Source organism: Comamonas sp. Z3 (assembly GCF_008121565.1).
Classification (GTDB): Bacteria; Pseudomonadota; Gammaproteobacteria; order Burkholderiales; family Burkholderiaceae_C; genus Comamonas; species Comamonas brasiliensis.
On record NZ_VOQU01000005.1, the window covers coordinates 258866 to 275720 of the forward strand.

Annotated in this window: 16 protein-coding genes; 7 read left to right on the plus strand and 9 right to left on the minus strand. The window is 61.7% G+C overall.

Going from position 1 to position 16855, the window contains the following annotated elements; genetic code table 11:
* Positions 1–69 precede the first annotated feature (69 nt).
* A complete protein-coding gene (locus FSY59_RS16450; RefSeq protein WP_003055312.1) occupies positions 70–1299 on the plus strand; it encodes a GGDEF domain-containing protein in 1230 nt (409 codons plus the stop codon).
* 6 nt (positions 1300–1305) lie between these two features.
* On the opposite strand, the gene FSY59_RS16455 is transcribed toward FSY59_RS16450, so the two are convergent.
* From FSY59_RS16455 to FSY59_RS16465, 3 genes are all read right to left on the minus strand, one after another.
* The gene (locus FSY59_RS16455) at positions 1306–1620 is read right to left on the minus strand and encodes a DUF2322 family protein (protein ID WP_003055311.1); all 315 of its coding nucleotides are present in this window, start codon (positions 1618–1620) and stop codon (positions 1306–1308) included.
* Positions 1621–1681: 61 nt separating this feature from the next.
* Entirely contained in the window at positions 1682–2434 is a 753-nt protein-coding gene (locus FSY59_RS16460; protein WP_043372772.1) for a hypothetical protein, read from the minus strand.
* 89 nt (positions 2435–2523) lie between these two features.
* Positions 2524–3375, minus strand: a complete 852-nt coding sequence (locus FSY59_RS16465; RefSeq protein ID WP_003055309.1) for a DUF2167 domain-containing protein — start codon at positions 3373–3375, stop codon at positions 2524–2526.
* A 216-nt stretch (positions 3376–3591) separates the two neighbouring features.
* On the opposite strand from FSY59_RS16465, the gene FSY59_RS16470 reads away from it, so the two are divergent.
* Positions 3592–4431, plus strand: coding sequence for an aldo/keto reductase (locus FSY59_RS16470; RefSeq protein ID WP_003055308.1), 840 nt, complete (start codon positions 3592–3594; stop codon positions 4429–4431).
* 33 nt (positions 4432–4464) lie between these two features.
* Here FSY59_RS16470 and FSY59_RS16475 read toward each other — a convergent pair whose 3' ends face one another.
* Entirely contained in the window at positions 4465–5178 is a 714-nt protein-coding gene (locus FSY59_RS16475) for a hypothetical protein (RefSeq protein ID WP_050874868.1), read from the minus strand.
* Between the two features lie 178 nt (positions 5179–5356).
* Between FSY59_RS16475 and FSY59_RS16480 the strand changes: the two genes are divergently transcribed.
* On the plus strand, positions 5357–6577 hold the full coding sequence (locus tag FSY59_RS16480) for a CynX/NimT family MFS transporter (protein ID WP_148729345.1): 1221 nt from the start codon (positions 5357–5359) through the stop codon (positions 6575–6577).
* 166 nt (positions 6578–6743) lie between these two features.
* Positions 6744–8489, plus strand: coding sequence for an amidohydrolase (locus FSY59_RS16485; protein ID WP_148729407.1), 1746 nt, complete (start codon positions 6744–6746; stop codon positions 8487–8489).
* A gap of 65 nt (positions 8490–8554) precedes the next feature.
* Here FSY59_RS16485 and FSY59_RS16490 read toward each other — a convergent pair whose 3' ends face one another.
* The 5 genes from FSY59_RS16490 to FSY59_RS16510 form a co-directional block, all read right to left on the minus strand.
* Positions 8555–9625 (minus strand): aromatic acid exporter family protein, encoded by a 1071-nt coding sequence (locus FSY59_RS16490; protein WP_255439516.1) that lies wholly within the window; start codon positions 9623–9625, stop codon positions 8555–8557.
* Between the two features lie 235 nt (positions 9626–9860).
* Positions 9861–10349, minus strand: coding sequence for an EVE domain-containing protein (locus FSY59_RS16495; RefSeq protein WP_148729346.1), 489 nt, complete (start codon positions 10347–10349; stop codon positions 9861–9863).
* A 30-nt stretch (positions 10350–10379) separates the two neighbouring features.
* Positions 10380–10988, minus strand: coding sequence for a hypothetical protein (locus FSY59_RS16500; RefSeq protein ID WP_003055298.1), 609 nt, complete (start codon positions 10986–10988; stop codon positions 10380–10382).
* 66 nt (positions 10989–11054) lie between these two features.
* The gene (locus tag FSY59_RS16505) at positions 11055–11306 is read right to left on the minus strand and encodes a GlsB/YeaQ/YmgE family stress response membrane protein (protein ID WP_003055295.1); all 252 of its coding nucleotides are present in this window, start codon (positions 11304–11306) and stop codon (positions 11055–11057) included.
* A gap of 193 nt (positions 11307–11499) precedes the next feature.
* Positions 11500–12045 (minus strand): C40 family peptidase, encoded by a 546-nt coding sequence (locus tag FSY59_RS16510; RefSeq protein WP_019042375.1) that lies wholly within the window; start codon positions 12043–12045, stop codon positions 11500–11502.
* A 457-nt stretch (positions 12046–12502) separates the two neighbouring features.
* On the opposite strand from FSY59_RS16510, the gene FSY59_RS16515 reads away from it, so the two are divergent.
* The 3 genes from FSY59_RS16515 to FSY59_RS16525 all read left to right on the plus strand — a co-directional run bounded on the left by FSY59_RS16515 (position 12503) and on the right by FSY59_RS16525 (position 16855).
* On the plus strand, positions 12503–13105 hold the full coding sequence (locus FSY59_RS16515) for an isochorismatase family protein (RefSeq protein WP_003055289.1): 603 nt from the start codon (positions 12503–12505) through the stop codon (positions 13103–13105).
* 266 nt (positions 13106–13371) lie between these two features.
* Positions 13372–15264: a propionate--CoA ligase gene (locus tag FSY59_RS16520; RefSeq protein WP_003055285.1), complete on the plus strand. Its 1893-nt coding sequence runs from the start codon at positions 13372–13374 to the stop codon at positions 15262–15264.
* Positions 15265–15466: 202 nt separating this feature from the next.
* Positions 15467–16855 carry a phosphomannomutase/phosphoglucomutase gene (locus FSY59_RS16525; RefSeq protein ID WP_003055283.1) on the plus strand — a complete coding sequence of 463 codons (1389 nt, stop codon included), beginning with the start codon at positions 15467–15469 and terminating at the stop codon, positions 16853–16855.

Sequence of the window (16855 nt, forward strand, 5' to 3'; positions counted from 1 at the left end):
GCAGGTCTGACTCCGGGTTGTCCTTGCCTGAGACACGCAGCACCTGCCGTTACCGGCTTGAGTGATTTCATGGTTGCGACCGTCATCCTTGGCATGCTCTGCGTGCATCTGCTGTGTTTTTGCGTGCTGTTCCTGCTGATCGGCCGCAGATTGCCCGACAGGAAAATGGGCATGGAGGTCTTCGCACTGGGCAACCTGTTGCTGGGTTGTGCCTATGTGCTGCAGCTGCTGGGCGGCAAGCCGGGCTGGAGTGCGATGAGTGTCGTCAATCACACGCTGACTCTGTGTGCGCCGGTGGTCTATGCGCTGGGCGCGATGCGCTTCTTCAGTCGTCCTATGCCGGTGTGGCGGCCGCTGCTGATTCTGGCGCTGGCCTATAGTGCGGCGCAGGTGCTGGTGCATTCGACACTGGGTCTGGAGGCGCGCCAGGCAATGCTGGCCGGGGCCTGTGCCTTGCTGTTCCTGGGCATGACGATCTCCCTGCTGCGGGGCACGCGCAGCTTTGCCAGGAACATGGTCGTTGAGATGGTGGTCTTTGCCATTCTGATCGGCGGCATCTGCATTCTCAATGCCATGAAGTTCGTGCTGATCCTGCAGGGCGGCTTGCAGGCCCTGGACATGAACAGCCATTTTCAAATGGTGTTCTATATCTACATGTCATTTCTCGGCACGGTGATCCCGCCAGGCGCCGTCTGGCTCGTCTTGCGGCGCCTTACCGACGAACTCGGCAGCATGGCGGCCCAGGACCCGTTGACCAGGCTGCTCAACCGCCGGGGCCTAGTCCAGGGGCTTGGGGCGCATTTCGCGGCCGCAAAGACCGTGCCCGTCCATCTGTTGATCGTGGATATTGACCATTTCAAGCGCATCAACGACAGCTACGGGCACCAGTTCGGCGACATGGTGCTGTGCCGCGTGGCGGAAGTGATTCGGCAAAGCACGCGCAAGAGCGATCTGAAATGCCGTTTGGGTGGCGAGGAGTTCGTGGTTCTCTGCCCGGGGCTGCGGGGAGACGAGGCGCTGCAGCTAGCCGAAAGAATACGCGCAGCGATTGCGGAAATCACGATTCCGGGCATCAGCCTGCATGGCTGCGTCACTTGCACGGCAACGATTGGCGTTTCCAATCCTTTCATTGCTTCCCATGCATTTGACCTCGCACTGCAGCAGGCCGATGCGGCGCTTTATCGAGGCAAACATGCGGGGCGCAATCGTGTTCAGCGTGTGGACCTCGAAGATCTTCGAGCGCAGGAACCGGAGGGACAGGCCGCAAGATCAAGCCCTTTCATCAGTGAAAGGGCTTGACGGCGCTCAGGCTGCAATCACCGTCACGGCATAGCCTTTGCCGCTGGCGATCACGTCCAGCAACCGATCGATATTGGGGTGGGCGCCGGGGCGTGCCTTGGCATCTTCGGTGTGCTCGGCATACAGCTGCAGGCCTTCTTCGGCAGCTTCGACGTTGATGCTGCCATGTTTGGCGTAGAGAGCGTTGTAGATCGTGACCGAGCCAGCTTTGCCGGGCGCATTCGGGATGCTTGCGGCCAGTTGGCCGTCGGAGTCGATCAGCTGCAGCTCGGAGATATGGGCGATGGAGGGAAGTTGCTTGAGATTGTCGGCAAAGGCCATGGTGTGCTCGCAATGGTCGCTGTGATGGAAGCCGCTATTGTGGGGCTGCTTGAGGGATTGTTCAGCATCGGGCGCTGTTTTGCTCGAGCACCCGCAGTGCCTGCTGCATCTGTGCCAGCGTGGGCGCGTATTCGGGCAGCTCGGCAATCTCGTCCATCTCGCGCTGCATCAACTGCTGCACCAGGGCTGCCAGATCCTGCCAGTCAGAGTCGCTCAGCAGGGCCTGGGCCGTCTGCAGCAGGTCGGTCTGTATTTCATATGACAGCGAGAGCTTGCGCACCACATTGAGCGCAAATGGGGGGCACAGCAGAATCTGAAGCGCTGTCGAGCGTGCGAAGGTCTGGCTGCTGTGGCCCTGCCTGCCATGGCGCAGCGTCAGCCAGCTCAGCCAGGCCGTGCTCAGATAGATGAGCGCAAGTGCGATCAGCTGCAGCAGTTCGGAATGCAGCACCAGCAAGGCGGAAGGAAGGCCGAGAAACAGCAGTGCGGCGAGCAGATACAGCGGCAGTACAAATGCCTTGAAGCTGCGGGCATGTGCCTCCACGGCCGTGGAAGATCCCGCATCGGCGGGCAGCTGGATCTGCGTTGCGCTCCAGCGCTGCCGATAGACGGGCTGGTGGAGCACAAAAACAGGCAGCCACAGCACGCGGTTCTGACGCAGCTCGAAGCCCCGGCTGGCTAGCTGTGCCCGCCAGCCCGAGCGTAGCGGGCGCAGCAAACCCTCGTCGGGCTTGAGCAGCAAGGCCGCGTCATAGAGATAGAACAGGACGATGGCCAGAACTACCTGCAGCTGCGTGGAGATCGTGAAGTACAAGACGGCTTTCCGGGGACAAGACAAACCCCGCGATCTTAGCGATGCGCGGGGCGGGTTACAGACATTGAGGCCGTGGCCCGGAGAACGCCTTATTCAGCGGCCTTCTTGCGGCCAAACAATTTGCCTATGCCTGCGAACAGGGCGACCGCTGCAGCAGCGACGATCTTCCAGCCTGCGGCCAGAAAGCCAGCAATCGCGCCCCACAGGCCTTTCTTGGTGGCCACTGCGGCAGCGCCACCAAGCACCAGGGCGCCCAGACCGATGGCGGCGACCTTGTCACCGTTCTTGAACTCCGCATAGGTCTGGCCGCTGTTGTAGTCGAATCCGGCCAGCACTTTCTTGAACTCCTCGGTGTTCTGGGCCAGGGTCGCGGTATCGGAGACCAGGGTGGCCGTCATCACGCCGCTGCGGCCCAGAATGCGCGAGGTGTAGTTGACATTCTTCTCGCCCGACTCGCCGCGCAGACGCAGACCCCATTCCAGTCGCTTGGTGGCCGTGTCGTAATGTGGTGGAACCTGCCAGCCATCGGTGTACAGAGCTTCAAGACCCAGCTTCTTGCGCTGCTCGTTGCCGGCCTTGTCACCTGACTGCATGGATTTGAGCAAGTCGTCGGCATCAATCTTTTCGTCGTCCTTCACGTAGCCCGTGTCGTCATAGGAGAACACGGCAAACCAGTCCAGCGATTTGGGGGCAATCAGGAAGTGATCACTGCTGGGAGGGTTGCCAAATGCCTGTAGCAGCTTGGAGGTGTCGGCCTCGCCGAGAAAGGCATAGCCAGAGGGAATCTTGACGCTGGCCTTGTCCGCGATTTCACCCTTGCCACTTTCCTGCCAGTGCAGGGCCTTGATTTCGGCGGGTAACTCCTGAGTGGCTTCTGTCTTGGCCCAGACGCCAAGAGACAGTGACAGGCCGACAACGGCGGCCGCGATGGACTTGAACATGCAATGAACTCCCGTGTTATGAATATATTGAGGAAAGCTATTGAGAATAGCGAACTTGATTTCACATACGCATCCGAATCATCTGTCGTTGATTCGCAGGTGAAGCATAACGCGGCTCAAACTGAGCTGACAAAAGAAGCTGGAGTGACAACGCAATGCGTCATTAATATCTGGCGATTGACAGGTTTTTGAAGAATTTCCCTGGAGGTCGCTCGTATGCACAGTGCCATATCATTTTTAGAGGGGCGCAACAGCCTGGGCATGGGCAGCTGGCATCTTGGCCAGGGGCGGCGCAGCCCGAACGAAGAGAAGGCAGCCTTGCTCACCGGGCTGCAGCTCGGCCTGAACGTGATCGACACTGCCGAGATGTATGGCGACGGCCTTTCCGAGGAACTGATTGGTGATGTGCTGCGTGACCTGCCGCCAAGCCGTCTCCGGCCTTTCCTGGTCAGCAAGGTGCTGCCCATGCACGCCAGCCGCAAGGGAGTGATGCGCGCCTTCGAGGCCAGCGCCCATAAGTTGGGAGTGGACTGCATCGACCTCTATCTGCTGCACTGGCGTGGCAATACGCCGCTGGCCGAGACGGTAGCCGCGTTCGAGGAATTGAAGGCGCAGGGGAGGATTCGTCATTGGGGCGTTTCCAACTTCGACACCGACGATATGCAGGAGCTGTGGCAAGTTCCGGGTGGACGCAACTGTGTGGTCAATCAGGTGCTCTACAACGTTTTCAGCCGCGGTATCGAATATGACTTGCTGCCCTGGTGCCTTAAGAACGGCGTGACCGTGATGGCCTATTGTCCGCTGGGGCATGGAGAGCTGGTTGAGCAAAGCCTGCTGGCTGAAATCGGTGATCGCCATGATGTCAGTGCCAGCGTGGTGGCTCTGGCCTGGATCCTGCGCAGCGGTCGGGTGCTGGCGATTCCCGAGAGCGGCTCCGAAGACCATATCCGAGACAACGCCCGTGCACTGCAGCTCAAGCTCGGCCCGGAGGAGCTGGCGCTGATCGACGCTGCCTCGCCCCCGCCGCGCTTCAAGCAGCCGCTGGACATGCTCTGAGCAAGAAGTGCCTGAGGCCAGGTCGAGGCGGTGTCATGACCGACGGTCCGTGAGATCCTCGCTGCCCGTACCAGCACTCAGGCCCGAACCCAGCCCGGCGCCCAGCCCCAGGCCTCCCGCTCCCATACCTGTGCCCTGACCGCCGGCGCCCGCGCCACCACGACTGCCCGAACCCTGGGCTTCACCGGCCTTGCGATTCCCTCCGGCTCCCCCGGTACTCGGCCTTGCAGGGCCCTGGGACGGTATCTGGAGATGCGAGGGAATGGGTTCAAGATCAAGGGCGTCGCGGATAAAGCCGCGCAGCGAGGTGACCAGAGCGGCGGTCTCGATCGGTCGACCTGCCACCATATCCTGGGCTGCCCGGGCTGCCAGTTCCACCTGCTCCTCGGTACCCAGCAGGATGATGTCGGACAGAGCGGCCTCCACGGCATCCCGGATACGACGCCGGCGCTCGTTCAGGCTATCTCCGGCTGGTGTTTGTGGCGGCGTCTCATCGGTTTGCCTGAGGTCGCGCAGATGCAGAGGACTGACGCTCAGCGTGCCGGTGAACGAGCTGCCCAGCGTTTTGTAGGCGGCGATCAAGGTCTTGAGCCGCTCGTTGATCTGCCGGTTCTCACGCTCGCGCCGCTTTTGCACGGTCTGCATGAACAACAGGCGAATGCCCATCATCAGGCAGGTCACCAGCAACAGTCCCAGCACGGTAGAGAGCAAGGAGGTCCAGGAGCTGAAATCAAGCGAAGAGCGCATGGAGTTCCTTCAGACGGAGTCGTCGGTCATAAAAGCGAGTTTGCACAATTCTTAGGCGATCCGGGCGAGTGTGGCTTGTGCCGGCAGCGCCTGTGGCAATGCTTGTCAATCGGTCTCGTGTTTTGCCATATGCTAGATAGTTGACATATCACCTAGCTGAGAAAAAAGAGACAACGTCGTGGAGCCAGTGACTAGCCGGGGCCTGAACCCCTCATGGATCATCGTCGCAGCCGGCGTCAGTGCCTCGCTGCATGTAGGCAAGCTGCCGCCCGCCGTGCCGTTGCTGCAGCAGCAACTGGGCGTGTCCCTGGTGCAGGCCGGATTTCTGCTCTCCACCGTTCAGGTGGCGGGCATGTTGTTGGGCCTGGTGGTGGGGCTGGGTGCCGACAAATGGGGTCTTCGTCGCAGCTTGCTGACGGGGCTGATGCTGATGGCTGTGTCCAGCGCGGTGGGCGCTGCGGCCACGGGCTTTGCCTGGCTGCTGGCGCTGCGCGCGCTTGAAGGCCTTGGGTTCTTGCTGGTCGCCATGCCTGCACCGGGGCTGATACGCCGCGCAGTCAAGCCGTCCGAGCTGGGGACGCGTATGGGGTGGTGGGGTTCCTATATGCCCATTGGCAGTGCCATGGGCTTGCTGCTGGGGCCATGGGTGCTGCAGGCAAGCAGCTGGCAGGTATGGTGGATTTCGCTGGGCTGCACCTCTGCCTTGGCTGCCCTTGCGGTTTGGCGCATGGTACCCGCAGATGATGCAGCAACCGATGCCCTTGCAGCCATAGCCGACGAGGGCTGGCGTCCGCGTCTGGTCCGAACCTTGCGCAGTCCCGGCCCCTGGCTGGTGTCGCTGGGCTTCATGGTGTATTCGAGCCAGTGGATGGGGGTTGTCGGATTTTTACCCACCCTGTATGCGGAGGCCGGCCTCGGTGCCAAGCTGGCAGGCCTGCTGACGGCCGTGGTCGCCGCCAGCAACATGCTGGGCAATGTGGCCGCCGGCAGGTTGTTGCATCGGGGCTGGCGTCCCGCGCGCTGCCTGCAGACCGGCTATGTGCTGATGGGGCTGACGGCGCTGCTGGCCTATGTGCAGATCGGCGGCGAGCCCTTGGCACCGCTGTGGCTGCGCTTCGTGGCCGTGGCGCTGTTCTCGGCGACGGGTGGCCTGATACCGGCCACCCTGTTCACCACGGCCATGCACCTGGCGCCCAGCCCGGCCACCGTGTCCACCACCGTGGGTTTCATGCAGCAATGGTCTTGCGTGGGGCAGTTTGCCGGTCCGCCACTGGTGGCGGCCATGGCCATGCAGATGGGCGGCTGGCAGTTCACCTGGCTTGTAACGGGCAGCATGTGTGTGCTGGGCTGGCTGCTGGCGTTGGGAGTGGGGCGTTGCTGGAGCCGTCTCAAGGTCTGAGTTTTGATGGATATGCTCTGTATTTATGAGCTGAAAGCGCAATCTGGATGGGCGCTTGGAGTCGATCTGATGATGCTCTCTTGCGCCGGCGCATGGGCATGACTTGCAGCTCCCGCATGATTCGGGTCCGAACTGCGGTTACGCTGCAGTCTTGTGGAGGTTCATGATGCAAAAGCGCCAGTTTCTCGCCACCGCAGCTTCGCTGACGGCATTGTCATCAACGCCCTGGCTCGCGGGCTGTGCTTCGCGCCGTTCTAAGACCGCGGTCAGGCCCGCCGAGATGATCTTCTACGGCGGCCCGATTCTCACCATGAACGATGCCCAGCCCCAGGTGGAAGCCGTGGCGGTGAATGCCGGAGTGATTACCGCCGTCGGCTCGCTGCAGGAGCTGGAGTCCTTGCGCGGCCCTGGCACGCGTATGCTGGACTTGCAGGGCCGCACGCTGATTCCGGGCTTTGTGGACCCGCACAGCCATATTGGCGGCGTGGGGCTGCAGGCCATTTCGGCCAATCTGCTGCCTCCGCCCGACGGTGGCAACGCCTCTATCGCCGATTTGCAGCAGACGCTGCGCGAGTACATCCAGACCTCGCCCGAGGTCAAACAGCTGGGCATCGTGCTCGGTTTTGGCTATGACGATTCCCAGCTCCAGGAGCGGCGTCATCCCACACGCGACGATCTCGATGCCGTCTCCCGAGACCTGCCGATTGCCGTGATTCACCAGTCCGGGCATTTCGGCGCACTGAACTCCTTGGCTCTGGCCCGTGCCGGCATCGGCCCTGGCACTCCCAATCCAGAGGGCGGCGTGATCCGCCGCCGCGCCGGCAGCCCGGTACCCAACGGGGTGCTGGAGGAGAATGCCTTTTTTCACACCCTGGGCCGGATCATGCCCAAACTCACTCTGGAGCAGTCCATGGACTGGCTGGAAAAAGCCCAGCAGCTCTATCTGGAGTTCGGCTACACCACGGTGCAGGACGGGCGCTCCGACGCGGGAGCCATTGCCTCGGCCATGGCGGCGGCCGAGTCGCGCCGGCTGGTCATCGACGTGGTGTCCTATCCCGACATCCTGCAGCTGGGCGACGGCGCGCTGGCCAACAACCTGAAGTTCAGCCGCAGCTATACCAATCGCTTCCGCATTGGCGGCGTCAAGCTCACGCTCGACGGCTCGCCTCAGGGCAAGACGGCATGGCTGACCGAGCCCTATCTGGTGCCGCCTGATGGCCAGCAGCCCGGCTATAGGGGCTATGGGGTGCTCAGCGATGCCAGGGCCAACGAGCAGGTGTCCAGGGCCATCCGCAACGGCTGGCAGATTCTGGTGCATGGCAACGGCGATGCTGCTATCGACCAGTTCATCGCCGCCGTGCGCGCCAGCGGCCCCGTGGAGCAGGCGCGTGCCGTACGTCCGGTGCTGATCCACGGCCAGACGCTGCGGCGCGACCAGGTGAGCCAGCTCAAGGAGCTGGGTATCTTCCCGTCACTGTTTCCCATGCACACCTTTTACTGGGGTGACTGGCACCATGATTCGGTGCTCGGCGATCCGCGCGCGCAGAACATCTCGCCGACTGGCTGGGTGCTGGGCGAGGGCATGGTGTTCACGTCTCATCACGATGCGCCTGTGGCCCTGCCATCGTCGATGCGTGTGCTCGATGCCACGGTGAATCGCACAACGCGCTCGGGCCGTGTGCTGGGGCCCGAGCATCGCGTCTCGCCCTGGGTGGCGCTCAAGGCGCAGACCATCTGGTCGGCTTACCAGCATTTCGAGGACGACCGCAAGGGGTCCATCGAGGTCGGCAAGCTGGCCGACCTGGCCGTACTGTCGGACAACCCGCTGACCGTGCCGCCGCATCAGCTTGCCAGCCTCCAGGTGCTGGAGACTATCAAGGAAGGGCGCACGGTATACAAGCGTGCTCTCTGAAGCTCCTTATTTGAGAGCTTAGATCGCTTTATGGGTAAGCGATTTGGCGTATTTTGATGTAATTCTCATGCGTCACGCGAGCCTATCAAGGCGCGCAAAGCGCGCTCCAGCTGCCGGGCATTTTCATGCACCAGCAGCCATTCGGGCTGCAGCACTGGCTCAGGTTCCGGGGGCGCAGGGCAGTCATCCATGGTCGCCAAAGGATCATCGGCCTTGAGGGCAACCACGGTTGGCTGGTTGGCCAGATCAAGGCAGGCATGCGTCAGCCGGCGGCAGTAGTCGGATATTGCCGTGGGAGGAGCCATGCCGGTATGTGCAGTGGCTCGGTTCAGACTCTCGGCCAGCAGCAAGGCTGTCGCGTAAACGCGCACCGCATGGCGGTCATAGCGGCGGGTGACAAAAGCCAGTCGCTCGGCATTGAGCCGTCCGCGCAATGACCAGCGTCGCGAGGAGTGGGCCTGACCTACGGCGGCGCGCAGGGCGGCCAGCGATTCATGGGCCAGTGATAGCTGGCCAAGGGCGGTTTCTGCCGCATCGGCGTTCTGCTGCTGGCAGGCCTTGAGAATCAAATCCAGTCCATTGGCCAGTTGCTTGAGAAAGATCGAGGCGGCCCGGCCCATATCCTTGATGGGATTGGAGGTCAGCAGCACCTGGCTGAAGACAAGCCCGACCGCAGCACCGACCATGACGTCCAGCAGACGGGCTCCGCCCGCCATGCTGGGGCCGAGCACCAGCACCAGAATCACCGAGACCCCGGCTTGAATCGGCACCACGGGCGCGGGGCCGATGATGGCGCCCAGCAGGATGGAGAGGAATGCGCCCAGACTCATGCGCAGCAACAGGTGCTGCTCGGGCAGCTGCCACAGCAGATCGCCGATCACGATGCCGAGTGTGCAGCCTATGAGCAGACTGCGTGCCTGCTTCAGATGGCTGGGCAGCCCGGGTGCGAGGCAGATCACGGCGGTGACCACGGCGAAAGCCGGCTTGGGGTGGCCCCAGAGCTGCTGGGCGATGACCCAGGCCAGCATGCTGGCCAGTGCTGCGGCAAGTGCATCACGCAGGGCCAGCCTGGCTCTTGAAGGCAAAGTGGTCTTGGCTCGGCGCCAGGCCAGCATGAAGGGGGTGCTCCAGCGCAATCTCAAACTCCTTGGCATAGCCTCTGATCAGACTGTGATTCAAGGATGTTAGAGGGCGCAGCGAGATTGCTTTGTGGGAAATACGCCACGTCCTCCGAAAATGCAGCGGCATTGTGCCTCAGTCCGCCGAGTCGTCGTACTGGGCCGGGGACTCGAGAAAGCCGTTGGTGACGATGCCTGGTGCTGATATGGCCGAAGAAGCGCCTGTGAATCATGCTGCCTAAAAGGAGCTGCCTCAATGCTCTTGCAGCAGAGCCTGAATGCAATGCCATTCGGCCTCGGTCACCGGGGTGATGGAGAGGCGATTGCCTTTTTGCAGTACACGCATCTGCTGCAGTGGAGCTTGTCTGCGCAGCTCGGCCATCAGCAGCGGCCGGGTTTTCTTCAGTGCCTGCACGTCCAGCGTCAGCCAGCGCGGTTTGTCGACCGGGGACTTGGGGTCGTAGTAGGGATCCTCAGGATCAAACTGTGAGGGGTCCACGCGCAGATTGCCGGCAATGCGGGCTAGGCCGTAGATGCCGGGTTCGGCGCAACTGGAGTGCCAGTACAGAACGCCGTCGCCGACCTGCATATCGTCACGCATGAAATTGCGGGCCTGGTAGTTGCGCACGCCGTTCCAGGCAATGGTCTGTCCGGGGGCTGCCAATGCGTGGTCGATGGAGTACTCGTCAGGCTCGTTCTTCATGAGCCAGTAACGCTGGGCCAGGGTGCTGCTGTCGTTCATAGCTGGATTGTCGGTGAGGAAGTGGCGGGCTTAGTCATGAGGGCCGCGTTGCCAGGGGCCGCGATCTTGCTGCTGCCAGCTGCGTACCAGATCGCTATTGCGTTGCAGCAGGTTGCGGGTGTCCAGCCAGCGGCCGGGAATGTCCAGCTCGGCCTCTTCGACCACGCGCATGCAGTCCTGAATATGGCGCTCTCCCAGATAGCGCAGCGTGGCGTAGCCTATCGATGCCGCTGCGAGCTGGCCCAGTAGCGGCACATATTTGGCGGCCTGTCTGGTGCTCATGCGCAGTCCCATGGCTTTGCCAAGACGCAGCACCATATCGCGGGTGATGAACTTGCCGATCAGCACGGAGCCGACCATGGCGACGGCTTTCTGCACCTGCTCGCGCTTGCCTGGCGTGAGCTGGTCGAGCTGCTCGGGTGTCAACCCGAATTCCTGGTTGATGCGCGGATAGAGCTGCGCTAGCAGGGCAGCATCGGCAGCCCAGTCCAGCCCCGGTATCGGAATGGTGCTGGCAGCAGCGCTGATGAGCGCACGCTTTCTGAGCAGCTTGCGGGCCCGTGCAGCAGCCTGTGCAATGTCTTTGCGCTCTGCTCTGGTCGCGCTGAGATTTCTCAAACTCGGGTCTTTTTTCCACATATACGGTAAGAAGATGCAGGAAATAGAAAAAGGGGCCCAGGGGCCCCTTTTGTTCGGAATTCAGATTCAGTTGGCCTTATCGCGCACCATGCCATAAATAAACAAAAGAATCACTGCTCCAACCACCGAGGCAATCCAGCCTGCGGTTTGCCCGGGCTGGTACCAGCCCATGGCCGAGCCCAGATAGGTGGCTACAAACGAGCCCACGATACCGAGAAGAATCGTCATGATCCAGCCCATGCTATCGTTGCCGGGCTTGATGGCCCGTGCAATCAAACCGACGATAAGACCGATGATGATGGTTCCGATGATGGACATAGTCTGTTCCCTGTTGGTGCTTTGACGAAAGTCACTCTACGCGGGCCCAAAGCCCGACTCTGTCGGACGATTCTGAATGTCGGCGCGAGCAGGCTTCTTCCATGGAGGCGGAGGGGTGAGGCGGGCTGCCAAGGCCAGAAACGAAAAAACGCCTGCACAAAGCAGGCGTTTCTTGCAGGCGCCTGATGGGGTGTCAGGGCTGCAGGGGGCCCAGGGCGCTGTAGGCTGCCGCCGTGGTTGCCGAGGCATCGGCACCTTCGACACGGCGGGCGCCGTCGAAGCGACGCGCCCAGTAGGAGGTTTGCATGCTTTCCACACGCACGCTGGCGCCGGTACGAGGTGCGTGGATGAATTTGCCGTCACCCACATAGATGCCCACATGACTGAATGTGCGGCGCATGGTGTTGAAGAACACCAGATCGCCTGGCTTGAGGTCGTTGCGGTCAATTTGCTGAGTGGCGTTGGCCTGTTCGGCAGAGACGCGAGGCAGAACCTTGCCCATGGTCTGGGAGTAGATGGCACGCACGAAACCGCTGCAGTCGAAGCCAGTCTCAGCGTTGGTGCCACCCAGGCGATAGGGAACGCCAAGGAAACCCATGGCTGTCACCACCAGATCGGAAGTTTTCTCGGCCACGTTCTGACGTGCTTCACGCACGAAGTCAGTCGTCTTCTCGGCCACGGAGTGGCGAGCTTCACGCAACTGGGTGATGAGGCCGCGGTTGACCAGCAACTGGGCCATGTCGTCGTCACGCTGCTCGTTGGGCGCCGCGTGCGCAGAGGTAACGCCGACAAATAGAAGTGCAATAAGCCATCGGGACATGGGGCGTGAGGGTAACACGTTCATTTGTAGGATGGGGGCTCTATTTCCAATTTTTTCTCTTGGTTTTTGATGCAGCACAGTAAGTGAGCTGCGGGCATAAGCTTATTGCGTGAGCTGCTCTCAAATTTGCAGCGTATGACAGTACGTAATTTCCCCATTCTGGTGAATGCGGGTCGGGAATGCACCAATTCATGGTATTGACACAAAAAAGGCGTTGCATTGACGGACTCTCTGCCCCGGAATGCGCTTGCAGCGACAATAGCGCCATCGATTGCAGCCGATGCGGCGCGCTTGCTCGGCGCGTTGCACGCCGGTCCTGCGCAAGCGCTGCGCTTTTTTGGCGGCAGGCTTGACACAGTTTTAAGAAAGATTTGCCATGTTGTTAGAAGCTTCCGAGTCGCAACTGGTTCTGGTGGACTACCAGGACAAGCTGATGCCCGTCATCCATGAAGGCGCTCAAGCGCTGGCCAATGCCGTCAAGCTGGCCAAGATGGCGCAGTTGCTGGAGGTGCCTGTCTGGGGAACGGAGCAGAACCCTTCGCGCCTTGGCGCCAACAATGCGGAGCTGAAGGCACTTTGCCAGAAGACGCTGGAGAAAATGTATTTCAGCGCCGTACCTGAGGGGCTGGGTGAATGGCTGCGTCCTCCTGCCAAGCCGCAGGGCGGCAATGCGCGCAGCCTGCCCAAGCATCTGCAAAAGCCGCAGCAGCAGGCGCCCGAGCGCAATATGGTGGTGATTGCGGGTTGCGAAACCCATGTCTGCCTGTTGCAGACAGCGCTGGAGCTGCTGGAAGACGAGTTCGATGTGTGGGTGGTGACGGATGCCTGCAGCTCGCGTACCGAGCGTAACCGGGATGCTGCGTTTGACCGTCTGGCGGGTGCCGGCGCCGAGCTGGTGACCACCGAGATGGTGATGTTCGAGTGGCTGCGCACCTGCGAAGACCCCGCCTTCAAGGAGATGCTGGCTCTGGTCAAGTAATCGCCTGCAGTCAGTCAATGGAGTAAGCGCCCTTCCTTGGGCGCTTTTTCTTTGGGCGATGCATTGGCGCGCCAGGTCTCTATTCAAGGATGTCAAGGTCTCTTGAGCCGAGCCCGGCCCCGCGGCGGCCTTCATGGTTTGAGCCACTAGCACTGAGCTGCATGGATGCAGTTGTCAAGCCCTGTCAGTTTTGGGCAAGCGCGTTATGAATAATTATGAATTCAGAAAGCTCTCTGCAAAAGACGGAGAGTCAAGGAGACATATTCATGACCACGCGTTTCGACGATTTTTATCAGCGTTCCATTGATGACCGCGACGGCTTCTGGGCGGAGCAGGCCGGTCTGGTCGATTGGCAGCAGAAGCCCCAGCAGATCTGTGACTACAGCCAGCCGCCATTTGCCAAATGGTTTGTGGGCGGCACCACCAATCTCTGCCATAACGCCATCGACCGTCATCTGGCGGCGCGCGGCGATCAGAATGCGCTGATCGCCGTTTCTTCCGAAACCCAGACCGAGAAGGTCTACAGCTACCGCGAGCTGCATGCAGAAGTCAACCGCATGGCGGCCGTGCTGCAGTCGCTGGGCGTACAAAAAGGCGACCGGGTGCAGATCTATATGCCCATGGTTGCCGAGGCCTGTTTTGCGATGCTGGCCTGCGTGCGCCTGGGCGCCATTCACTCCGTGGTGTTCGGCGGCTTTGCCTCGGGCGCACTGGCGTCGCGCATCGATGATGCCGAGCCCAAGGTCATCATCAGCGCCGATGCAGGCTCGCGCGGCGGCCGCGTCGTGGCTTACAAGCCTTTGCTGGACGAAGCGCTCAGGCAGTCCAGCCACCAGCCCGCTGCCGTGCTGATGGTCAACCGCGGACTGGCTGAAATGCCCATGAAGGCCGGCCGCGATCATGACTGGTCGGCCTTGCGCGCCCGGAATCTGGATGCGCAGGTGGATTGCGTCTGGGTGGAGTCAGCCCATCCCAGCTACACCCTCTACACCAGCGGCACCACGGGCAAGCCCAAGGGGGTGCAGCGCGATACGGGCGGCTATACCGTGGCACTGGCGGCCAGCATGCCGCATATCTTCGATGCCCAGGCGGGGCAGACCTTCTTCTGCACCAGCGATATCGGCTGGGTCGTGGGTCATAGCTACATCATCTATGCGCCGCTGATTGCAGGCATGGCCACGGTGATGTACGAGGGCCTGCCGGTCAACCCCGATGCCGGCATCTGGTGGAGCATTGTCGAGAAATACAAGGTCACGCACATGTTCTCGGCGCCGACGGCGATTCGCGTGCTCAAAAAGCATGATGCCGATTACCTCAAGCGCTACGACATCTCCAGCCTCAAGGCACTGTGGCTGGCCGGCGAGCCGCTTGACGAGCCCACGGCGACCTGGATCAGCCAGGCCATCAACAAGCCCATCATCGACAACTACTGGCAGACCGAGACCGGCTGGCCCATCATGACGCTGTGCAACGGCGTGGAAAAACAGGCCACGCGCTTTGGCAGTCCGGGCCGGGCGGTCTATGGCTACAACGTCAAGCTGATCGATGACGCCAGCGGCGAGGAGTTGATCCAGCCGAACCAGAAGGGCGTGCTGGCGATTGAAGGTCCGCTGCCGCCCGGTTGCATGCAGACGGTCTGGCGTGACGACAACCGCTTTGTCAACACCTACTGGAAGAGCATTCCGGGCCGCCTGATCTACAGCACCTTCGACTGGGGTATCCGCGACGAGGATGGCTATTACTTCATCCTCGGCCGTACCGACGATGTGATCAATGTGGCAGGCCATCGTCTGGGCACGCGCGAGATCGAGGAGTGCATCTCTGCCCATGCCCAGATTGCCGAAGTAGCCGTGGTCGGCGTTGCCGACAATCTCAAGGGGCAGGCTGCGCTGGCCTTTGCCGTGGTGCGCGATGCCGCCTTGGTGGCCGATGAGGCCTCCAGCAAGGCCCTGGAAGCCGATGTGATGAAGCTGGTCGATGCGCGTCTGGGGGCGGTTGCGCGTCCGTCGCGCGTGATCTTCGTGACGGCTCTGCCGAAGACGCGCAGCGGCAAGCTGCTGCGCCGGGCACTGCAGGCCGTGGCCGAAGGTCGTGATCCCGGTGACCTGAGCACCATGGAAGATCCGGCGGCCCTGACCCAGGTGCAACAGCGGCTGTAACTTCCGCAACGGTTGTTGCAGAGCTTCATTCCCGTGGCCAGCGTCGGCTGGACGGCGTACCGGGATTTCGGCGAATCCAGAGTTCAAGGCCTGCGACCATCAAGGCGCAGGCCTTGCTGTTTGCAGCCTAAAATCGCCCGATCACGCTGCGCAGCCCGCTGCCTGGCGCCATGGAATTGAAAAACTTCGAGAAAGAGCTGTCGTGCAAGTTGCATCCTCCATCTTCAAGGCCTATGACATTCGCGGCATCGTGCCGTCGACACTGACTGAAGACGTCGCCCGTGGCATCGGCCGCGCATTCGGCATGGCAGCGCTGGTCGCCGGTGAAAAAACCGTGGCGGTTGGGCGTGATGGCCGTCTGTCGGGTCCCGCGCTGTCGGCCGCATTGATGCAGGGCCTGACCGAGGTGGGCGTGAATGTGATCGACATCGGCCTGGCCACCACCCCCATGCTCTACTTTGCCGCCGCCACCTTGTGCACCAGCGGCATCCAGGTGACGGGCAGCCACAACCCCAAGGATTACAACGGCTTCAAGATGGTGCTCGCAGGCCGCGCCATTTATGGCGATGAAATCCAGGCCCTGCGCGTGCGCATGGAAACGGAGGACTGGACGATTACCGGTGCCGGACAGATCAGCCGGGCCGATGTGCTGGCCGATTACACCGCCCGCATCGTGGGCGACGTGAGGCTCGCGCGGCCCATGAAGATTGTGGTGGACTGCGGCAACGGCGTGGCAGGTGCATCGGCTCCCGCCATCTTCCGTCAGCTGGGCTGCGAGGTGATCGAGCTGTTCTCTGAAGTCGACGGCAACTTCCCCAATCATCATCCCGACCCCAGCAAGCCCGAGAACCTGCGCGATGTGATCCATGCCCTGCAGACCAGCGATGCCGAGCTGGGTCTGGCTTTTGACGGTGACGGCGACCGCCTGGGCATTGTGACCAAGGACGGCCAGAACATCTTCCCCGACCGTCAGATGATGCTGTTCGCCAAGGATGTGCTTTCGCGCGTGCCCGGCGGCTCCATCGTGTTCGACGTCAAGTGCACCCAGCGTCTGGCACCCGAGATCGAAGCGGCCGGCGGCAAGGCCGTGATGTACAAGACCGGCCATTCGTTGGTCAAGGCTCGCATGAAGGAGTTGGGCGCGCCGCTGGGTGGCGAGATGAGCGGCCATATCTTCTTCAAGGAGCGCTGGTACGGCTTTGACGATGGCACTTATGCGGGCTGCCGTCTGCTCGAAATCGTCAGTCGCGAAACCGACCCCAGCGCACTGCTTAACGCACTGCCCAGCAGCTTCTCCACGCCCGAGCTCAATGTGGCTTGTGCCGAAGGCGAGCCCCATCGTCTGGCGGCCGAGCTGCAGGCGCTCGCTGCCACGGAGTTTGCTGAACCTGCCCGGGTCAGCACCATTGACGGCCTGCGCGTGGACTGGGCTGACGGCTTCGGCCTGATCCGCGCCAGCAACACCACGCCGGTGCTGGTGCTGCGCTTTGAAGGCCATACACAGCAAGCCTTGCAGCGCATAGAAGCGCAGATGCTGGCCTTGCTCAAGCGCGTCAAGCCCGACGCTCAGGTAGGCGCTTCCGCGCACTGA